Origin of the sequence: Candidatus Hydrogenedens sp. (genome assembly GCA_035378955.1) — a bacterium.
Classification (GTDB): Bacteria; Hydrogenedentota; Hydrogenedentia; order Hydrogenedentales; family Hydrogenedentaceae; genus Hydrogenedens.
On sequence record DAOSUS010000001.1, the window covers coordinates 72600 to 94271 of the forward strand.

The 21672-nt window shown below is 36.7% G+C and carries 14 protein-coding genes; 7 read left to right on the plus strand and 7 right to left on the minus strand.

All coding sequences use genetic code 11. The features are described 5' to 3' along the window. Positions 1-3 precede the first annotated feature (3 nt). From PLA12_00270 to PLA12_00280, 3 genes are all read left to right on the plus strand, one after another. Positions 4-1182, plus strand: a complete 1179-nt coding sequence (locus PLA12_00270; protein ID HOQ30924.1) for an acetyl-CoA C-acetyltransferase — start codon at positions 4-6, stop codon at positions 1180-1182. A 226-nt stretch (positions 1183-1408) separates the two neighbouring features. Further along, positions 1409-2896 (plus strand): S41 family peptidase, encoded by a 1488-nt coding sequence (locus tag PLA12_00275; protein ID HOQ30925.1) that lies wholly within the window; start codon positions 1409-1411, stop codon positions 2894-2896. Positions 2897-3016: 120 nt separating this feature from the next. Then, entirely contained in the window at positions 3017-5248 is a 2232-nt protein-coding gene (locus PLA12_00280; GenBank protein HOQ30926.1) for a tetratricopeptide repeat protein, read from the plus strand. A 92-nt stretch (positions 5249-5340) separates the two neighbouring features. Here the strand turns inward: PLA12_00280 and PLA12_00285 are convergent, their stop codons facing one another. The 3 genes from PLA12_00285 to PLA12_00295 all read right to left on the minus strand — a co-directional run bounded on the left by PLA12_00285 (position 5341) and on the right by PLA12_00295 (position 9001). Beyond that, a complete protein-coding gene (locus PLA12_00285) occupies positions 5341-5490 on the minus strand; it encodes a hypothetical protein (protein ID HOQ30927.1) in 150 nt (49 codons plus the stop codon). Continuing rightward, complete coding sequence (locus tag PLA12_00290; GenBank protein HOQ30928.1) at positions 5472-6830, minus strand: neutral/alkaline non-lysosomal ceramidase N-terminal domain-containing protein; 1359 nt, start codon at positions 6828-6830, stop codon at positions 5472-5474. Before PLA12_00290 ends, PLA12_00285 begins: the two co-directional genes overlap by 19 nt. Positions 6831-6997: 167 nt before the next feature. Then, entirely contained in the window at positions 6998-9001 is a 2004-nt protein-coding gene (locus tag PLA12_00295) for a PASTA domain-containing protein (protein HOQ30929.1), read from the minus strand. Between the two features lie 1187 nt (positions 9002-10188). Here PLA12_00295 and PLA12_00300 point away from each other — a divergent pair. The 3 genes from PLA12_00300 to PLA12_00310 are packed head-to-tail and all read left to right on the plus strand — an operon-like array spanning position 10189 to position 12941. Beyond that, entirely contained in the window at positions 10189-11013 is an 825-nt protein-coding gene (locus PLA12_00300; GenBank protein ID HOQ30930.1) for a site-specific DNA-methyltransferase, read from the plus strand. After that, positions 11000-11788: a site-specific DNA-methyltransferase gene (locus tag PLA12_00305; GenBank protein ID HOQ30931.1), complete on the plus strand. Its 789-nt coding sequence runs from the start codon at positions 11000-11002 to the stop codon at positions 11786-11788. Before PLA12_00300 ends, PLA12_00305 begins: the two co-directional genes overlap by 14 nt. After that, positions 11781-12941 carry a hypothetical protein gene (locus tag PLA12_00310; protein ID HOQ30932.1) on the plus strand — a complete coding sequence of 387 codons (1161 nt, stop codon included), beginning with the start codon at positions 11781-11783 and terminating at the stop codon, positions 12939-12941. The genes PLA12_00305 and PLA12_00310 overlap by 8 nt, the downstream gene beginning before the upstream one ends. A 347-nt stretch (positions 12942-13288) precedes the next feature. Here PLA12_00310 and PLA12_00315 read toward each other — a convergent pair whose 3' ends face one another. Further along, positions 13289-14233 carry a DDE-type integrase/transposase/recombinase gene (locus PLA12_00315; protein ID HOQ30933.1) on the minus strand — a complete coding sequence of 315 codons (945 nt, stop codon included), beginning with the start codon at positions 14231-14233 and terminating at the stop codon, positions 13289-13291. 121 nt (positions 14234-14354) lie between these two features. Between PLA12_00315 and PLA12_00320 the strand changes: the two genes are divergently transcribed. Beyond that, a complete protein-coding gene (locus PLA12_00320; protein HOQ30934.1) occupies positions 14355-15677 on the plus strand; it encodes an aminotransferase class I/II-fold pyridoxal phosphate-dependent enzyme in 1323 nt (440 codons plus the stop codon). A gap of 77 nt (positions 15678-15754) precedes the next feature. Here the strand turns inward: PLA12_00320 and PLA12_00325 are convergent, their stop codons facing one another. The 3 genes from PLA12_00325 to PLA12_00335 all read right to left on the minus strand — a co-directional run bounded on the left by PLA12_00325 (position 15755) and on the right by PLA12_00335 (position 21466). Then, the gene (locus PLA12_00325; protein HOQ30935.1) at positions 15755-17152 is read right to left on the minus strand and encodes a hypothetical protein; all 1398 of its coding nucleotides are present in this window, start codon (positions 17150-17152) and stop codon (positions 15755-15757) included. Positions 17153-17328: 176 nt separating this feature from the next. Beyond that, positions 17329-19020, minus strand: coding sequence for an ABC transporter permease subunit (locus PLA12_00330; protein ID HOQ30936.1), 1692 nt, complete (start codon positions 19018-19020; stop codon positions 17329-17331). Next, entirely contained in the window at positions 19004-21466 is a 2463-nt protein-coding gene (locus PLA12_00335) for an extracellular solute-binding protein (protein ID HOQ30937.1), read from the minus strand. Before PLA12_00335 ends, PLA12_00330 begins: the two co-directional genes overlap by 17 nt. Between the last annotated feature and the right edge of the window lie 206 nt (positions 21467-21672).

Here is a 21672-nt window from a genome sequence, read left to right on the forward strand (position 1 = left end):
ATTATGGAACATATTGTTATTACATCAGGTATTCGCACGGCAATTGGTTCTTTCGGTGGAAGTTTAAAAGATTACCCGGCGCCTGACCTTGCAGGTCTCGTTGTAAAAGAAGCCCTTCAACGAAGTAAAGTAGAGCCGGATGCCGTCGGCGATGTGATTATTGGGCAATGCATGCAACGAACCGATGAATTACCGACAGGTAGGCTCGCTGCCTTGAAAGCAGGTTTGCCTATCCAGGTGCCCGGTGTTACCATCCAGCGGAACTGTGCATCAGGAATGCAAGCCATTGTTTACGCGGCACAGCAAATTATGCTTGGCGATATGGACATTGCTGTAGCAGGCGGTGTAGAAATTATGAGCCGTGTCCCTTATACTGTGGATAAAGCACGCTGGGGTATCCGCCTGCAGCATGCAACACTTGCAGATGGTGTTTGGGATGGACTTACGGATTCATGGAGCGGTCTTATTATGGGTCTGACCGCAGAAAATCTTGCAGAAAAGTATCATATTACCCGTGAGGAACAGGATACCATAGCGTTAAAATCCCACAATTGCGCTGAAAAAGCCATAAAGGAAGGAAAATTCAAGGAGGAAATTATCCCCGTCGAGATTAAAGGAAAAAAAGGAAGTGTTACCCTTTTCGAGCAGGATGAACATGTGCGTATGGGCTTAACAATAGAACAATTAGCCTCTCTAAAGCCTTCTTTTAAGAAAGATGGCACTGTTACTGCAGGCAATGCCTCTGGTATCAATGATGCCGCGTGTGCGGTTGTTCTAATGAGTGAAAAAGAAGCCAATCGCAGGGGATTGGAACCGTTAGGTCGGCTTGTTTCATATGCCGTAGCCGGGGTTGAACCGGAACTTATGGGATATGGTCCTGTGCCCGCTACAAAGAAGGCATTAGAAAAAGCAAAAATGAAATTAGATGATATTGAACTGATAGAACTAAACGAAGCCTTTGCGGCTCAATATCTCGCATGTGAAAAATTGTTAGGTCTAAATCGTGATATTACTAATGTAAATGGTTCGGGTATCGCTTTAGGTCATCCCGTTGGTTGTACCGGTGCCCGTATTGTATTGTCTTTGCTCAATGAAATGAAACGAAGAAACCTCAAATATGGTCTCGCTACATTATGCGTCGGTGGTGGTATGGGAATGACAACAATTTGGGCACGCGACTAAGTTAGTGTAATTAAAATATATCCATATTTATGAATAGATAGTAACACTACCCCTTATGCCTATGATTTCTTTTTAAAATGGGCATAACCTATTAAGGTTTGAGAAAATTTATTTTTACTTTATAATATACAATATCATTCAAAACATAAAAAATTTTGGAACGAAAATAGAAAATTTTCCATAACATATTATAAGTACATAATAATTAAAAAATGGAATTAGACTTATGAAAAACCTGCGAATTGTAGTATTTTTGTTCCTTTTTATCTGCGTCCTATCTTTATGGGTCGGTTGCACACGAACACGCATACCCCTTACAAAAATTGAAGTCCCTATGGTGGCTGTGCCTCTACCCGAATTGCCCTTACCCTTACCCAAAATACCCTTATTGATGAGTGGTGAAGGGGATTATCGGCTATTACCATGGAAAAAGGCGTTTTATAGGCTTTGTGACCAGATTGAACGCGAGTATCCATATACAGAGTGGAAAAATATAAATTGGGATGAGTTGCGGTCAAAATATTCGGAAAAAATAGCACAGGCAAAAGAAAAAAAGAACCGCGATGGCTACTATCTTGCCCTCCGTGAATTTATGTATTCCATACCCGATGCCAATGTCCGTATAGAGACCCATGAATCTATTCGTGCTTCGGTTATAGGTGGTGGTTATGGCTTTGCAATGACCAAAACTGAAGATGGGGAATACATTGTTTTTTATATCCACCCAAATAGTTACGCGGACAAAGCAGGTATGAAAATCGGTGCAAAACTTTTACAGTGGAATAACAAGCCGATAGAACAAGCCGTTCTGGAAACACCAGTTTTATGGGCAGATAATCCGCCAGCAACAAACGAAGGCAGATTATACGAGCAATGTAAACTTATGGGTAGGGCTCCGATAGATACAGAAGTAGAAGTGTCTTTTGTAAACCCCTCACAAACGGAACCTGTGGTGGCAAAATTAAAAGCACAAAAAGACGACTATGCTACCTTACAACTTCCTGTGTGGGATAAAGTTAGTGTTGGTCCAATGGATAGTCCATTACAGAAGAAAAAACTGGAAGAAACTTACGGCTATGTCCGTATTCTTTTCTTCTCTCCCAGTATCAACACCCCCTTTCCTGCACAAGCATTCCAAAAAATCGTTAGCGATTTTGTCCGTGATGGTGTGCCCGGTATTATCATAGACCTACGCGGAAATACAGGTGGTGACCCAGAATTAATTCCACGATTTGCAGGTTACTTCGTTGAGGAGGAAACCTTTTTACAAGACCTTGCTTTTTATAGCAAAAAGGAAAAGAGTTTTAAAGTAAGTCCAGGTGATAGGGTCGTTGTTAAACCATTTCCCATACGCTATCGGGGGAAGGTTGTTATCCTTGTTGATTATGGAACTGCAGGCTGTGCCGAAGGATTTGTTTCTGTTTTGAGTAAGCAAAAGAATGTCCAGATAATTGGAATGTGCCATACAAGAGGTGCGATGGGTGTTCCCGGCGGTGATGTGCGTATGCCCGATGGTATCACCGTTTCGTATCCAGTGGCTCGCTCGCTGGATAAAGATGGAAATGTCCAGATTGAAGCCAATGCAAAAGGTGAAGGTGGAATTGCTCCGACAATAAGAATTCCTATCAATACGGACAATTTACAGAAAATCTTTGTAGATAAAAAAGACATTGTATTAGAACAGGCAATAGAATATCTGAAGAACAATAAATAAAGGAATTTGTCTAAAACTCCAACTTGTCCAACAGGTCTAACACATCCAGCACCCCCTTAAAAAATTTGACAATAACCCTACCTATGTGCATTATAATAGAAAAAGACCCAAGGACCTGATATGGAGAAAATTCGGAACAACGGTTATGTCTGCTTAATTCTGATTATCTCAATTTCTCTTTTTCCCACAAATGTTTTTTCGGATGAAGCAAAACCCCAAACCGATGAAAAAACAAACGAATACTATCAGACCCTTTTGCAAGCAATAAATCTCATCAACTTTTCCCTCAATCGAATCTGTTCTACTTCAAGCATTTCTATGATAAAAGCAGAATATACCTATATCCTTAATAACATTGATTTAGATAAAGTTAATTTTCCTGAAGAAATAAAAAATACTTATCAAGAGATTATCAACTCCCTTTCCGAATTGAAAACCGCAAAAGGAAAACTATCAGAAGGAATAGACCTTTTAGAAAGGGAACACTATTTACGACTGGATAAACCGTCTTCTGAATTAGTGCATTCTTTGATTAATCTTCAAGAAATGAATAGGGATACCCGTCATTCCCTAATGAATTGTAGCAAAATACTATATTATCGCTGTTTGTTTGATAACCGTTTTTATAATTACGAATCGTGTAGTTACCCGCCTGATGAACTGAATGAAGAGTTTAGAAGAACTGTTTCAAGTGTTAAAAAAGAATGGATGGAAGTAATAAAACCTTATTTTTATAATCAAATTTTACCAAAATTACCCGATGCCTTGTTGGTAGAAGATAGAATGGTTCAGTTGCTTTTAAGGAATTTCTATGCAAAGGATTTTGGTTTATGTCTGCAATCGTTTAATGACATGCAAAAGACAGAAAAGGGGATAGTTCAAACACCCATTTATTGGTTGTTATATGCCTTTTCAGCCAGCACAGGGAAAAATAATGAAGTAACGGAAATATGTATGGATAAGTTTTTGGAATGTTACGAAAGCGTGTTGAAAAAAGATATCTTTCTTGAAGTTATTTATATTCGTAAGTTAGAACACCTCCTCCAAAAAAATCCAGAGTTAAAAGATGAAAGTATTAATCAAAAAATGCTGGCTATTGCAGAAAATGCCTATAAATATGTTAATGACAAAAACATACTTTATAAAATCTACTTAGCCGCAATATTTTACAGACTAAATAAGATGGAAAAAACTCAAGAAATATTATCAGGAATAAACCCGGAATTTGTAGATAAGGAAAATAGAGCTGAGTATGGATTTTATCAACTTGCCATGTATGATTTAAATCATGGTTATGATGTTTTTGACCATATGAGATTATTGGCAAAAATCCTGGAATGGGAACCTGTAAATCTTGAACAGTTAGAAGAAATAAAGGAGGCTAAAATTCCAGAAGCGTTTCTTTACTTAGGGCGTAAATATATCTATGGAAAGGAAAATAAAGACAGGGATAAAGGATTGGCATATATGGAAGAAGCCAGCGAGTTGGGAAGTGAAGAAGCAACCTCTTATCTCGCGTATAGATATATGTATGGTTATCTACCGGGAATGAAAAAAGACGAAAAGAAAGGTTTAGCATACTTTCAAAAGCTGGCAGAAAAAGGAGACCAGAAAGCCCTCTGCGAGATTGGTAGATGTTACTATATAGGAATTGCTGTTCCACAGGATTTTAATAAAGCAAAAGAATACTTTGAGAAATCTGGAAAAGATGGCAAATATTGGTTAGGATTGATGTATAGCAAAGGTGACGGTGTTCCACGAGATTATCAAAAAGCATACGAATGTTTTTATGATGTAATACGAGACGATCTTTCTTATGGTGGATATCAAAATCATTATAGTTCTTATAGTCATGAAGCAAATATGGCTATTGGAGATTTGTATTTTACCGGGAAAATTGATGTTGTAAATTACATAAAGGCTATGGAATATTATCAGAGAGCAAGTTCTCTCCCCGAAGCACAGGTAAAAATGGGTTACATTTACGAAAACGGCTATGAAATACAGAAGAGTTATACAAAAGCCAAAGAATGTTATGAAAAAGCAGGAAGTCAAGGAAATTTAGAAGCAATACTTCGTTTAGGCGATTTTTATCTTTATGGATTGGCAGGAAAAAAAGATTATGTATTATCTTATGCACATTATACACTGGTAATACGATTAGTAAATGAAGGAAGTGACCATCCACAAGCCAAAGAATTAGCCCAACAAGCAGAACAGACACGCAAAAAACTCCTACCCAATATCTGGAATTTCTGGTCAGGACTAACTCCCGAGGAAATCAAAGAAGCCGAAGAACTCGCCAACTCCTGGAAGCCCTACTCCATCCTCACAAGAAAAAAAATTAAGTGAGTATAAAATATCATTCACAAATAAGATAGAAAAATAAGGAAGTGAGAGCGTAAAATCTTTCGCCCCATTCCCCCCATTCGTCCCATAGTCCCCTATGTCCCATGTGTCTCATAGTCCCATTCGTCCCACAGTCCCATCAGTCCCATTCGTCCCATGGTCCCATTCGTCCCACAGTCCCATAGTCCCATTCGTCCCATATATACCAATGATCGAATATCTGTGGCTATTTTATTTTCGCCCACATTTGAGCAATAGCATTCAGGATAAGTTCCTCAATCTCTTCCTTCCATTTAGCAGGCATTTCATATTCCAATTGTGAAGTATCTCCTTCGTAGCCTCCTTCACGAATCACTCGCACAGAAGGGATATAACTCATCAGATCGTTAGAATAACCCAATACCATTGCATTCGGTTCTATCCGCTGTTTAACAGCAATAGCATAATCAACAACTACCTCTCCACCTAAGGCAATCACAGGAAAACCACCCATATTCCACACCTGTATCGGATATGGATACGAAGTTCTTAAAGGAATTCCCCGTTCCAATTTCTTCAACAAATAACGGGCAGAACGACGAATATATTCTGCTTTTTTTGTATCATCAGATATTTGTTGAAGTTCTTCTTTCGTCAAAGGCGTTTCTAACGGGAGAGTAACGGTTTCATAACTTGTTTTCAATGAAGGCGGTAATTCTTGAAGGTTATCTTCTATAGCACGAGTAACCGCTGCTGCAAGTTCCTTCCCATATTGTTGGGCTAAGGCGATTGTTCTTCGGGGTAATGGATTTATATCCGCACCACAACCCGCAACAAAAAGAGCCTTCGCTGTGGGATATGTTTGTTCTAAATCTATCTGTGCAAACCCCGGATAATCACCACACCACTGATAACCAGACAGAACAGTCGAATGACATGCGTAACCAAATACCATAGAGCGGATAGTATCATCAATAACATTCTTAACCACAAGTATAGGCACAGAATGGTCTACAGGACCTTTATAATCATAAGTAGTTTCAATTTCCGCCTCTTTATTATTCCGCCGATTAACAGCAAACCGAACTACACCACGCCCCATAAATAGTTTTGCAGGTTCTAAATGCTCCATGGCATTAACAATAGTATCCACAACTTTTCGTTCAAGTTCTTCTGTATATCGTTGAATTTTATCCAGATGCTCCGTGTCTTCGGAGATAATATACATAGCAATAAGCGAATCACCAACAATAGGACCGGAATGCGTATGCGAACTGTTCAAAAGTATATCCCCGGTGTCAAGACCTGTTTTTTCTTTTACTTGTTGCTTTATCCTCTGAGACATTTCTGCGGTAAAACCAAGTATATCACTGCTAACAATTACTGCCGTTTTTCCCGGTGCATCCTGTAAAGCCAGAGCCTTTACCCACAATGGATGTATCGCCCCTTCCGCAGGATGGTCACGCATTGCATAACCTGCCAGCCAAAGACCCGTAGGCGGTGTTATATCACATACAGCAATACCCGCTTTCCATACCTCATCAGCCGAACTGTTAAACAACCCCCCCAAAACAAACAGCAAAAACAGACAAAAAACTTTTCTCATAACGCAATCCTTATTAAAAATAATCTTAAAAACATACTTGAAATCTCTGAACAATCATAAACCACATAAGAATGATAATCAAAAATCTTTCATTATGTAAAAATAAAAAAGCAAAAAATTTTTCACCGCTACATTTCTCCTTCCGATATGGCACTTTCCTCCATTCGTTAATGATTAGAACCTTCTGCCATACCTTCTCCTTCGGGACAGGGTCCTGTGGATATTACGAGGGTTATTGGAGTTCCTGGTAAAACCTGTTGTCCAGCGGTTGGCGTCTGATTGACTACATTACCTTCGGGAACTGTATCACTACACTGTTGGATTAACATTTCTAAAATTAATCCAATTCCAACTAATCTGTATTCCGCTTCATTGTAATTTTTACCAACCACATTAGGGATAGAAATCATCTCTGAAAGGGGCCCACCTTGCCACCGCAAATAAGGATAACTTACTCCTTCAACTATTCCCCATACTTTGTCAAAATCCCAGCCTTTGTATGTTGCTTGCTGTTTCATCTCCATAGTAGTCTTGCCCATTTCACCACCGCCGATATGACTTTGCCCAGATGTCTCTATATCCCAATAAGACTGCGTAACTGTTCCTATATTGCGACCTATCACACCGCCAAAAAGCGATCTATTTAAAAAGCGACCCTTAGAGAAACACTGTTGAACTATAAAATGATTGAACCCAACCACTCCACCAAAGTCCATTACAATCTCACCTTTACGGCAAAGCATAGACACATTACACGCAGAATAACTTTGTGTAACTGTGCCTATATTATGCCCAACCAACCCACCAACTTCTTTATACCCTGATACAACACCTGTAGAATAGCATTGTGCCACTATACCACAATTCCAACCCGCTACTGTACCGACACTATTATCCCCTTTCACCCAAGCACTCTCCAATCCTAATTCTCGCACCGTTCCATCATATAAAATAATGCCAAATAAACCTGCATAGGACCTTTTTTGGCAAAGACGATTTATATAAAGGTTTCGTATAATATGTCCATGCCCATAAAACTTACCAAAAAACGGCCCTATCGGTTTAAACCCTTTTCCTCCATCCCAATTTTCTGTCTCAGTCGCATCTATATCCGCACACAAATGATATATCCCATTCCAGGGATAATCCCAATCTCTTCCTATTTTATTCAATTCCTTTAAACTACTTATATCCTTTATAACAACAGGCGGAGGACTTTTTGTAGGTCCAAGTGCTCTTAGGAAAGGATAACTCGCATTTTCTTCTATATTCCATACATTCTTGAAGTCCCAGTCTATATAAGTAGCCTGTTTTTTCATCTCTACTGTTGTTTTTCCTTCACCACCGGAAGAGATTTTCTGTCTCGATGTCACAATATCCCAATAACTCTTTTGAGCCAAAGAAATTTTGTCACCTCCTATCAACCCCCCAACATCATTATTAGCAAATGCATTACCTGCAGAATAACATTCTTTTACAACTCCAAAATTTTCTCCTATCAACCCCCCAACTTTTGCAGATCCCGATACATTACTTGTAGAATAACTTTGTATAACCATAACTCCATAATTATTCCCCACAAGACCACCAACATAGGATACCCCGGCAACAATTCCTGTAGAATAACATTGCTTAACTTCACCATAAAAAGTACAATCATTCTTCCCTATCAAGCCCCCAACATAAATAAAACCTACCACACTGCCAGAGAAATAGCATTGTGTAACTTTCCCAAAATTATACCCTATCAGACCACCAGCAGAATTATCCCCAAATACCCAAGTATTTTCTAAAATTAAATTGCAAATCTCTCCAGAAGATACAGCAAATAAACCAGCACACCCTTCATGGCAATTTATATACAAATTCCGTATTTCACACCCATTACCATTAAATTTTCCCGAAAATCCATACGGGAAAGTACCTATAGGTACAAAGCCTGCACCATCATTCCAGTTTATAGTCTCACTTGCATCTATGTCCTGTATCAATTCATACTCTTCATCCAACGGATATGACGGGTCATTGCCTATGTTCTGTAGCTCATAAATATTACTTATCTGTATTGCTCCCAAGCATAAGGAATGTAATAATAGAATTAAACCAGATAAGAACATTATGTTAAAAAGTCTACTTAATCTGTATAAAAAAGAATGATTACTATCCATCATTTTATTTACACCTCAGAGTGCCTCCTTTCTTATTCAGCCTTCACTTGATACCCTCGGATGTTTTCAAGGGTATAAATCATACAAAAAGATTAAACAAATAATAAGATTCGCACTTCTTTTAAGTCCTAATTATCTCATATATTTTTTACCTTCCTTTTTTACATACATTTACTGACCCGAAATTTTCATACATACTTATTTTTGGTATACCATAATAATATTCTAAAATCAAGTTTTTGCGGGATATTATTAAAATCAAAGCATTATTTTTCAAAGATAGTAGAGGCGAAAAATCTTTCGCCTCTACATTTTTTGTCTTTCCCTTTATATAGATGAAGCGTCCTGGCTTCTGGTATTTTTAGGTAGTTAAATCTTTTTACCACAAAGAACAAAAAGTCCCTGCACAAAGTCCAAAAAGTAGAGACCGTCCCCTTTTATTATATACATCCTCTGTGTCCTTTGTATAAAATTTCTTTTGTGTCCTCTGTGGTTAATTCTTGAAACACAAATGATTCAAATAAAACAAACGAGATCTCTGAATAGAGGAAAAAAAACAAAAAATCAATAAGAAAAAACTCAATTATTGTTTATAGAAAAGATATTTTCCTTTCTCAAAGCGATTTTCTTTTTCCAAAAACGGTATAATTATTTTACATTTTAATCTAAAAACTAAAAACCCTATTTGTTCAGAGGTCTCATATATTAATTGGTATAGGGATTTATTGGAGTTATACTAAGGAGTAGTTTATGAGTTTCCATTGGGTAAACAAGGAGAAATTTGTATATAAGTATATTATTTGGAAAAAAATAGAGATTAGGGTAATACCGAGATAATGCAAATAAAATGGCTTAATAGCCTCATGCAGAATAAAACGAGTAATTATCTATATTGAACTTATTACCCTATGTACCAGAGATAATCCTTATCATAAAATAACTAAATAAAATTGAGCACAATCTTAGAAATAACTTGATTATCGTTAATCTATTTTTATGAACAAAAACAGAATTCATTTTGCTTTTAGTGAAAGAAAATGTTTATATTATAGTATTATCTGAACAAAAAGAAAAAATTGTAAGACTACTAACAAAAAAATATTTGTTCGTGAACAAATAGAAAATTGTGTAATTCAAAAATGAGTGAGAAAAGATATCTGGATAAAGTTTTTTACAAAGATGCTAGGAGTATGGAAGAAATCCCAGACGGAGTTGTGGACTTAGTCGTAACAAGCCCTCCATATTTTAATATAAAAGACTATTCAAAAGATGGCTGGCAAAAAACTTACCATTCAAAAAAAATCTCCGGACAGATTGGAGATATTAGTGATTATGAAACTTACATTCAAGAATTGTTGAAAGTTTGGAATGAGTGTGATCGCACACTTAAACCAAATGGGAAACTAATCATTAATGCTCCACTTATGCCAATGTTAAAACGAGAATTAAATACACACTATAACAGACATATTTTTGATATAGCAGCTGACATCCAACACTCTATATTGAAAAACATTAAAAATATGTTTTTATATGATATTTATATATGGAATAGAATTAACTGGAGTAAAAAGTTAATGTTTGGAAGTTATCCTTACCCGCGAAATTTTTATGCACAAAATACAATAGAGTTTATAACTGTATATGTAAAGGAAGGAAAACCTGATAATAACATTCCTAAAGAAATTAGAGAAAGAAGTAAACTCACAGAAAAAGAATGGGTAGAATATACCAAACAAATATGGAATATTCCAATTCCAAGCAAAAATGATCTTGCTTTTGGGAAACATCCTGCTATTATGCCAGAAGAAATTGTTAGAAGATGTGTTAAATTATTTACATATATTGGTGATGTTGTTTTAGATCCATTTGCGGGGAGTGGAACAACATTGAAAGTCGCGAAAGATTTAGGAAGACATTTTATAGGATATGAGATTTGCAAAACATATAAAGATGTAATAGATAGAAAACTTAGTCAAATTACCTTTGAAGAATTTTTGTATGCTAAAGGTTGAAACTAATAAACTTTATGTAATGGATTGTTTCAAATTTTTGAAATTGGTTCCTGAAGAATTTGTCGATTTGATAATTATTGACCCACCCTACAATATGAAAAAAGATAAATGGGATAAGTTTAATTCCACTGAAGATTTTTTTAAATTTACGAACTCCTATTTGGATATGTTAATTCCGAAGTTGAAGGTAACAGGAAGTTTTTATATTTTTAATTCTCCATTTAATTGTGCATTTATATTGAAATATCTTTTAGATAAAGGATTAACTTTTCAAAATTGGATAACATGGGATAAAAGAGATGGTTTGTCTGCTGCTAAAAGGAAATATACAAGTAGTCAGGAAACTATATTATTCCTTACAAGGTCCCATAAATACACTTTTAATGTAGACGATGTTAGAATTCCTTATGACTCTCTTGAGAGGATAGAACATGCTAAAAAAAAAGGCATACTTAAAAATGATAAAAGGTGGTATCCTCATCCTAAAGGTAAACTTTGTACGGATGTATGGCATTTTTCAAGTGAGAGACATAAAAATAAAATAAACGGCAAAACTCCTAAATTACCCCATGCAACCCCTAAACCTCTTGACTTAATTGAAAGAATAATTAAAGCAAGTAGTAATCCGGGAGATTTAGTATTAGATTGTTTTGTCGGTATAGGGACAACTGCCGTTGCTGCAAAAGGGTTAGGACGAAACTTTATTGGTTGCGATATTAATCCTGAATACATAAAAATTGCTAATCAAAGGTTAAAAATGATAAAGAATGAATAACAAATTTTTTTATTATTTAAAACAACGTATTACAAGACATGACTACAGAGGTTACCATCTTTCTCAACACAATAGATTACCATTTGAAAAAGTTTGCTATCTATTAGAGACAATCTATAACAACATCAAAAATAAAAAAATTAAGATACATGTTGGCGACTGGAAGGGGATTAAACAAGACTGTAGTGAATATTACAAAATAATTGAATATATCAACAAAAGTAAAAACTTCTCTTGTACCATTAACTCTTTGAAAAAAAATATATTCCCTGATTTATCTGTAATGGGATTTTTAGATAGATTTGATAAAAACAATACATTAGTATTGCAAGGCAGAAAAAGTAAAATATATTATGTTAAGTTGAGTGATTTAGCAGTGGATTTTGTAAACGAAAAAAGTTTATTAAAAAAGTATAAAATTTATATCGATGCAGTAGAAAAATTGGTTGCCCCAATTTTGGAAGAATTATTTATGATACTATTTAAAAAGTTTGATTCTATTAATATTTATGAGTATACACTTATATTATCCGATCCAAACCTAAACGCGGATAAAAAGGTGGAACTTATCAAAGAATATAGAAAATTAAAGAAAATACAACAAGCAAGTATAATTTCTTGCATTCAAAAAACATTTCAAGAAATCAACAAAAAAGCAAAAAATAAAACTGATAAAAGAGATTTTATGAATTGGTATAATGAATCATTACAAGTTTTCAACCTACTTAATCAGACAATTTACTTTAAGACTTTTAAAAAGACGATTTTAATGTTAACCCTTTCTCAAGAAATCTTAGAGTTTGTAGCAACAAGAAGTCAAAAAGAAAGAGAGTTATATTTTGAATATCACAGTGTATCTAAAAAAGATGGTTATCAATTACACCATATTTACCCAATTTCTTATGCTACATCAAGAAGAGAATTAGAATTAATTGATAATCATAAAAATCTTATATATATTTCTAATAAAATTCATTCTAAAATACCGCGAAGTAATACTTTTGTAGAAATAAAATGGGAACAAAACAAATTGTTTTTAGTAGACCCTGTAAGTGAAGGAAAAATAGATATCACAAATCACTGTTTACTAGATCAAACAAAAATACCCGAGATCCTAAAATACAATAAGGAGTTAATCGAAAAAATTCAATAAAAGAGAAGGTAATTGCTAATTTTATTCTACCCAAGGCTACATAAATCATCTCATCTATATTGTCCCGATTATTATAGATGAGCTTTAACTCCTTCAAATAAAATACAAACTTATTCTTTATTAATCCACTTAACTTCGAAAACTGCTTCTTCGTATAACTCCAAAAATTCTCTATCCCATTAATAAAACCTTACATGATCACCTTTAGGACATAGGTAACAAGTATATGTAATCAGCTAGCGAGTTTTTCATTAATCACCTCCTTTCTATAGTTCTGTTGGATATATTTTATAGCATAGTGTTGTTCTACAGACAAATCTGTTTTTGTTGTTTTCGATAGCCATTTTTCATAGGGAGTTAAGCCCTTGAGAGCCATACTGGGTCTTATGTAGTTTAATTGGTCTGTAAAAGCCTTTAACTTTTCTTCTCGGTCTGCGAGAAAGAAATTTGGTTTTCCGATAGAACTCTTTGTCATAGAGGTAATGAGCGTATTCGACTTTTCCGTTGGTCTGGGGTCTTCTGATTTGGGTTCGTTTGTGTTTTATACCGAGTTGTTTACAGGTTTTTTCGAAGGGATGATTTTTTCTACCCTTTTGAGTTTTACAAGTATAGGCTTTCCCATTGTCTGTGAGAACTGCAGATATTTGGGCTTCGGGGTCGAGTTTTTTTATCTGCTGAACGACATACTGTAAGAAATCACAGGCGGACTGGGCGGTTTTATCCGGATACTCTTTGGTAAACTTAAACCGGGTGCAGTCATCTATCGCTTTGAACGAATATCGCTTCTGTTTCGGGTCTTCTCCTTTCACATTCGCAACTCTCTTGTCATCAATATGAATGAGTTCCCAGGGTTGTTCCTTCTCATACCGTTTGGGAATGTTCTTTTTATATTTCTTTTCATACCGAGAACCGATGCGATATCTCTTAAATACCTGATATACGCCAAATTCACTGATTCGACTGATTCCTCTTTTCCGAAGGATCATGCTGATTAGAAGGGCGGAATAGCCTAACTTCTTTCGCAGCTTCACTATCAGTCGTTCCAATTCTTTGGAGGGCATATTCCGATTCGTTTTGGGTCGTCTCGATTGAGGTAATAAGCTTTCCGAATTCTGATGACTATTCTTATATCGCTTCAAATACTTATAAAAGGTTTTACGAGATATGCCGTAGAAATAACGCAAATCTTTAATCGTCCTAAAGTATTTACTTTCTTGATTTTTTATTTTCTGATATTCCATAATCATATTCAGTTTTGGTTTAATCATCTGTTGTTGGATGTATATGTTCATAGGTAGCACCTCCTTAGAATGTTATGAGTTTCGTATATAATACACTAAGTCAGGTGTTACCTATGTCCTATAGTTCTTCAAATAATGGAATGTCAAATAAAATAAAAACAGGAGTTGGGTTATGAAAAAAAACAAGAAAGAAGAAAAGGGTTTTTCAACACGCAGAGAATTTTTAAAGTCTGCGGGAATTATGACGGCTGTTGCTGGTTCCTCAACTGTAAATAAGGCATGGGGCGCCAATGAAACATTAGCGTTGTTTGGTGGCAAACCAGCGGTAACAGTTTCACAGGACGATGCGGCTCGCTGGCCTCGTTATGGTAAGGCGGAAGAAGACGCCGTAGTAGAATTGGTTCGAAATCCATCTTACAATCCAATAGATAAATTGGAGGAAGATTGGAAGAACTATATGCAGGTGCCGTATGTAAAGGCACATTTTAACGGAACAAGTGCATTAACAGCGATGTTTTTTGCCCTTAATTTACCGCCCGGCAGTGAAATTATGGTTCCATCGTATACCTTCTTTGCTACAATACTTCCGATGCGATTATTCGGATTAGTCCCTGTTTTTGTTGACATCAATCCACAAACGCTCAATTTTGACCTGAACGATGCAAAAAAACGGCTAACGCCAAATACCAAGGCTGTCCTACCGGTTCATTGGATTGGCTTACCTGCCGATATGGATGAAATTAATGACTGGGCAAAAGAAAAAGGTCTTATTGTTTTAGAAGATTGTGCTCATGCCCACGGGGCGAGATTAAAAGGAAAACTTATGGGCACATGGAGCCGAATGGCTATTTTCAGTTATCAAATGAGCAAGCCCTTACCTGCAATTGAAGGAGGTATGGGCATTTATCAAAATGCGGAGGATTGGGGCAGAGCCGTTGCCTTCGGTGACTATAAAGTAACAAATCTACCCAAAGATAATCCCTACGCAAAGTATGCAGGTTCCGGTTTGGGTGTAAAGTTCAGAATGCATCCGATGGCAGCCGCACTTGCTCGTTGTCAATTAGTCGGATTAGAAGAACGAAATGAAGCCGGTGTCCGTCAGGTTCGTAAATTGAATGACCAACTTCTGGAATTGGAAGGAATTTCGGAACAGACCAGTGGAAGAAAAGATATAAAACGCCTGCATTACCAATGGAACATGTTATTTGTTGATGAAAAGAAAACAGGTGTTCCAAGAAATCGCCTTGTAGAGGCTTTGAGGGCAGAAGGTGTCCGTGCCGATGGAGTTCATTATACGCTACAACATGAATTACCTGTATATGCAGAAGATGAATGGTGGCATCACAAACCTGTTATTCCCGAACTGCCCGGCTCAAAACAAGCAAATGATACAAATATAGCCCTGCCCTACTTTACTACAGAAGTGCCCGAACTGGTTGAACAGTATGTAAAGGCATTCCAGAAAGTTTGGGCTCATCGCAAAGAATTGGTATAGTATAAAAATAAGAAAATAAAAAATTTGGGGCGTATGGAAATATACGCCCCTATTTTTATGTATATCCCGTTAAAAAGTTACTTTATGATATTCAAAATATAACTTTTCCCATAATAGTTGAAAAGGAACAGAGACGCATTTGCCATATCCACAAGCCCACGGACTTCTTCAAAATTATGTTCTGCCAATGTAAGGCTTACAATATTATTCCGTTCTTCTAAATCATTCAATTCTACAGATGGGTCATTCACAAAACGATAGGGTAATATCTTGCTGATAAGTTTATCTAACTGTCGTGACCAATTGTGTGACCTTAAAGCAAGACATTTCCGCGGCAAATCATCGCTATACTCAGGTATTTTCCCCTCATAAAGGGGGCAGCCAAACACGAATCCAAATTCATTGCTATTATTACTATTATTAGTATTATTATATCTTTCAAGTAGAAAGAATGGGTCTTCTCCATCACGAACTGCATTTAAGTAAAGCGTGCCCATAAATGTTTCAATGGCTAAATGACGATTTGAAGATAACTGGACAGCATTATTTTTAGGAGTTGACCAGCCTAATATATCCAGCAGATATATCCATAACATTCTTAACGCGGAGTAGCCCGGTAAAGCCGTTGTATGATAAGGCATGGATAAATCCCCTAAATAGTGCAATCCCCAGCCCATAAACCGCCAGCCCCAATAGTCATGACCCGTTGCAAAGGCAAATTTTGATAATTCCTTATATAAATATATCCGATATTCAACATAAGATTGTTTCAAAAAAGGAGCAAAAAAGGTGATTATAGGATTTTCATGAAAAAATCCCATGTGGAAAGGTGCCTGAGAACCGAAATCAAGGTTCGGATTTCCATAAGGCTGAGTTCCAAACCCATAAATCGCTCCAAATTCCGTTTGATTATCTGAGAACAATCCCGTATCCATTCCGTAATCAGGTTCATTGGATGCAGAAGTAAGAATATCTATTGGAGAAACTGTTTCCCCTTTATTAAGTTTTACGAAACAAAAAACCTCAAATTCTTTTGTATTATTTACAATACATACATCTTTTACATTCAACAAAGTTTTGCCTTCAGGCGGATTATTAGCAAACCTCACAACATAAAGAGGCGTTTTTGTATTTGGATTAATACGAATGGCTTTGAAAAATCGTGTTTTGATTTCGGATGTATTTGCGGTAGGAGAGAAAAGTAAATCTGGTGGACAAGGGGCATACATGGGTATATTCTTTTTTGCCCAGGTTTCAACATTAGCGAGCACCTGTGCAATATTTTGTCCTTCTGCGGTAAGGAACTCTTCTAATGTTTCCGCAGGAACGGAATTTGCATTTTTTACTTCGGGTAATGTTTCGACCACAAGTTTTGTGAACAATGGATGATGTTGCCATGGGTAAACTGAGGTAGAGATTGAAATCAAAAGTAACAGAACTACCGTAATGCGATTGACAAAAAGTTTAGAATTCATAACATTTCTCCTTATATAAGTTAAGTTTATTTATTATACACTTTTTCACATGAAACATTTCAATAAATATTTGATTTTTAAGCATATATATGGACATTATGTAAATACAACGCCTAAAAATTAAATGTTTCACATGAAACATAATCGTAAATTATTAATTAACAATAATTTATTAATTATCCTTTCAGTCCAGTTAAAGTAATACCCTGTATAAATTGCCGTTGAGCAAAGAAAAATAACGCAATCACAGGTAAAGTCATCAACACAGCCGCTGCCATCATAAGTTCGAACCGTGCTAACCAAATCATCAAAGCATGTAATGCAAATAAACCTAAACTTAACGGATACTTTTCCTGGTCAGTCAAGAAAATCAACGGACCCATAAAATCGTTCCATACCCATAGAAAAGTGAAAATTGCCACTGTGGCTAATGCAGGTTTGATAAGTGGAAGTATAATATGACGATATATACGCAAATATCCACAGCCATCAATTAAGGCACTATCTTCAAGGTCCTTCGGGATGCTTAACATGAATTGCCGCAACAAAAAAATGAAAAAGGCATTGCCGAAGAAAGAACCTGCCCACAATGGAACAAGAGTATTATACAATCCGAAACTTTTCCATATTAGAAATTGAGGCACCAGCGTTACCTGAGCAGGTATCATCAGTGTTGCCAATATCAGAATAAAATAATAATCACGACCAGGCCAGCGAAGTCGGGCAAAGGCATACGCTACAAAAGAAGCAGAAAAAATCTGTCCTATGATATTCATTAATACTAAAAGCAAACTATTATAAGTATATTTAATGATAGGAACTTCCCTTAATACTTCCCGATAATTTCCCCATGCTTTCCGTGCAAGAACTATAGGGTAGGAAGTTTTTCTTATCTCCAATTTCAGACGCAGTTTCCCCTCAGGCGTTTCTGGACTATTTCCGATTTCCTTAATCGTATACCAACTTTTCATCATGATACTTTTATCTTCGTGGCTATATACCTGCCAGAGACAGTCCTGCCATTGATTGTATTGGAGATAAATGGGCTCCACGGATTTAAATCGTTTCCCTCCTATGTCAATAATGGCGTGAATACTATACCAGGATTTATCCCCATGAAGGCTCAATCGTAATCGCTTAAATTCATCTGCTGAAATATTACAATCGGCAATGGTCTCCACAACAAAATGGTCCCCTTTTGAAAAATCATAGTGAACCTCAATCCCTTTTCGATTGAAATATTCCAACCTCGGAACAAACTTGGCGCAATCGCTATGTAATTCCCATTTTAATGTTTCCGCATCACCTACCTTCACCGTTTCCGCATCCCATGTTTTTACAATCAATTCTCCTAATGCTACACGCCGATATATGGCATCAAATGCATTGATTACAATTTCAGAATTTATTTCAGAATTTATCCATGAAGAAAAATCGTTAAGTCCTGAAGTCCATAACTCTTTGGGCATACGACGGAAAAAACTACCTAATATAAAATCTGTAAGATAGGGTTCTTCTACATAAGGTTGAATAAAATTAGGTAATGTATCTTTAATTGTTAATAATTTCCCGCGAACAGTCTCTCGCCCTTTTTCTAAATATGCTTCCCAAGTCTCATCATTTACATCTACCGGTTGAATAGGCAGTTCATTAGCATTTGCACCAAAATAAGGAGATGTAACCACATTAGCAGGCATGGGTGGAAACCAACTGGGTGGATATAATTCGTCCGGGGACTTGAAACTTGTTCCAATAAGCCACACAAAAGGAGCAGAGAACACAATTGCACCTGCAAGAAGGATAGCATGGTATGCTCCAAAACGAAGCCCCTGCCCTATCTTTTTCAAAATGTTATTGCTCCCGCTCATAATATACCCACTTCTGCGACAATTTTAGTTGCAATATTGTTAATATTAAAATGATACCAAACAGTATCCATGCCAAGGCAGAGGCATAACCCATTCGTAAATATTGAAAACCATTGTTAAATAGGTAATAAGCATAAAACAAAGTGGAATCTACCGGTCCACCCTGTGTCATGATAAATGCCTGGGTGAAAATCTGAAATGTTGCAATAAATCCCATTATCAAATTAAATAAAATATATGGGCTCAACATGGGTAAAGTTATATAGAAAAATTTTCGAAAAACTCCTGCACCATCTATCTCCGCTGCTTCATATAACTGCACGGGAATTGTTTTCAAACCTGCTAACCAAATTATCATACTTCCGCCCGCAGACCATACACTCATAATAACCAATGCAGGCTTTGACCATTTTGGGTCTTGAAGCCAATTCGGTCCTGTTGTCCCTAATTGCGTCAGAATAGCGTTCATCATCCCTTCTTGTGGATTGAATATCCACAGCCAGAGGATAGAAGCAGCTACTCCCGGCATAATTGCAGGCAAATAAAACAAGGTTCGATAGGTTGCCATGCCTCTCCATTCCCGTTGAAGCAAAAGAGCAATTCCCAAACTGATAATCATCCCTAAGGGAACGCTGATGGTCATGTATATTGTATTCCAAAGGGATTTATAAAATAGGGGGTCATTTATCATAAATCGGTAGTTTTCAAAACCTACCCATTTCGGGGGAGAAAGAACATCATAGTTACAGAAACTCATTATAAGTGAAAAAAGCAATGGACCACCACCAAAAACTAAAAAGCCTAAAAACCAAGGACTTGCAAAAAAATAACCCGCATAATATTCTTTTCGAAAATAGCCCCTTGCTTGTGATTTTTGGAACAAAACATAAGTAATAATAATTAGAATTATAAGTATTGTGATAATATATACAAATACTACGGGTGTCCAAGACAAGTTTGGGTATTCAACAGGATAATTTACTTTATCTAATTCGCGTTGGACAATGGAAGTGCTTCGGTCTAATGCCTGCTTTGCATTTTTGAGGTAGTCATTATCATATTTTTTGTAGATACCTTCCCACATAGCCCGCACATGTTCGTTCCAGAGAAGTTGACCAACGGGTGTAACAGGACGGTATTTTGCTTCGGGCATCATGGAAATAAAGGTTTTCATAGCATCTTTGAAAGTATTTTCGACAGTAGCGTCGGAATATAGATAATGTTCCATAATCCATTCTGTCAAGTCGCGTCTTGCACTCATTCGGGGTATGAATATGGTGCCACTTCCACGAACTTTTTCTGCTTCTGCATCGTTTCGTATACGAATGGCTCGTTTTGACATGAGATACTTGATAAACAGCCATGCTTCTTCAGGATGACGGGCACTTGATGGGATTACATACGAAAAACCCCCTGTCCAGCCGATGCGTTTTTTCCCTTCTGGAGCCGGTGCTGGTACAACACCAAATCGCATGGAACGGCGTGCATTAGCGATAGGTATCATAGCAAAATCACCATCAATTTTCATCGCAACCTTACCTGCAACGAAGGGGTCAAGGTCCCCAACCAACATAGAAGATTGGAAAGCCATGACTTTTTCGGCACCGCCCATAGCATCATATATTTCCGACATAAAAGCAAGGGCTTCTGTTATTTCAGGACTGTTTAATGTGCAGGTTTTGCCATCAGCGGACATGAACTCTCCACCATTTAGCCAGCCATAGATATACAGCCATGAATTTCCATAATTAGGAATAAATCCGATTTGCTTGATGTCCCCTCGTGCATCCTTTTCTGTCATGATTACAGCGGCTTTTTTTAATTGTTCCCAGGTTCGGGGTGGTCCTACTTTATTGGGATTATTGGGGTCTACGCAACCGATGGCTTTCAATTGCTCCGCATATTTTTCAAGCAGGTCTAAATTATAATACAAACCGCGATTATCCGTATCGCAGGGGATTGCATACAGTTTTCCTTGATATTGACTTTCCTGCCAGCAAGGCGGGAAGAAATATTCCTCTTTTAGCGTTAAAGGGTCATTTGGATTTTCTCTCAAATCTCGTTCATAAAAATCCTGCAAACACAGAAAAGCACCTCTTGAAGCCCATTGGGCTACTGCAAATCGATCAAAAAAGACAACATCCGGCGGGTCACCTCCTGCAACGGCACATAATAATCGCTGCGGGTCATCTGTTTTATTAAGCGAGGCACTTTGCCCCATAACCACTTTGATTTTCGGTTTGCCATTTGTCCCATTATATACATGTTCAAAATCGCGAACGGTTTCACTCACAAAAAAATCTAATTCATTTCCCCAGTAGTAAATGCGAGTATATTCCTCACATCTGCCATTTATAGAATACATTGCAATAAATACAAAGACAAAATATAACCCTACCCCCTTTTCAAAGATAGTATTTCCTTTATATTGTCTTATCGCAATCATTTCTTTATATTAGGAAAAAAAAAGTTATTGTTTCAACTAAGGCCCTTTTAATCCTGCTGAATACTGTTAAAGGCTATACTGTTTATATAAACTTTCCCCTTTTGAACTTTTAGAAAGATTAAAAACCAATCTCAACCAATCATTTTTCCAGATACCTGCCATATCTAATTTCATCGAATAATGGAGCAGAATTTAGTAATCTTTTT

Bases quoted from the DNA above. Each gene is read 5' to 3' on its own strand.
- PLA12_00320 (HOQ30934.1), top strand. From the start codon at position 14,355: ATGAAAAAAAACAAGAAAGAAGAAAAGGGTTTTTCAACACGCAGAGAA.
- PLA12_00330 (HOQ30936.1), bottom strand. From the start codon at position 19,020: ATGAGCGGGAGCAATAACATTTTGAAAAAGATAGGGCAGGGGCTTCGT.
- PLA12_00310 (HOQ30932.1), top strand. From the start codon at position 11,781: ATGAATAACAAATTTTTTTATTATTTAAAACAACGTATTACAAGACAT.
- PLA12_00325 (HOQ30935.1), bottom strand. From the start codon at position 17,152: ATGAATTCTAAACTTTTTGTCAATCGCATTACGGTAGTTCTGTTACTT.
- PLA12_00300 (HOQ30930.1), top strand. From the start codon at position 10,189: ATGGAAGAAATCCCAGACGGAGTTGTGGACTTAGTCGTAACAAGCCCT.
- PLA12_00275 (HOQ30925.1), top strand. From the start codon at position 1,409: ATGAAAAACCTGCGAATTGTAGTATTTTTGTTCCTTTTTATCTGCGTC.
- PLA12_00335 (HOQ30937.1), bottom strand. From the start codon at position 21,466: ATGATTGCGATAAGACAATATAAAGGAAATACTATCTTTGAAAAGGGG.
- PLA12_00270 (HOQ30924.1), top strand. From the start codon at position 4: ATGGAACATATTGTTATTACATCAGGTATTCGCACGGCAATTGGTTCT.
- PLA12_00295 (HOQ30929.1), bottom strand. From the start codon at position 9,001: ATGATGGATAGTAATCATTCTTTTTTATACAGATTAAGTAGACTTTTT.
- PLA12_00305 (HOQ30931.1), top strand. From the start codon at position 11,000: ATGCTAAAGGTTGAAACTAATAAACTTTATGTAATGGATTGTTTCAAA.
- PLA12_00315 (HOQ30933.1), bottom strand. From the start codon at position 14,233: ATGAACATATACATCCAACAACAGATGATTAAACCAAAACTGAATATG.
- PLA12_00280 (HOQ30926.1), top strand. From the start codon at position 3,017: ATGGAGAAAATTCGGAACAACGGTTATGTCTGCTTAATTCTGATTATC.
- PLA12_00290 (HOQ30928.1), bottom strand. From the start codon at position 6,830: ATGAGAAAAGTTTTTTGTCTGTTTTTGCTGTTTGTTTTGGGGGGGTTG.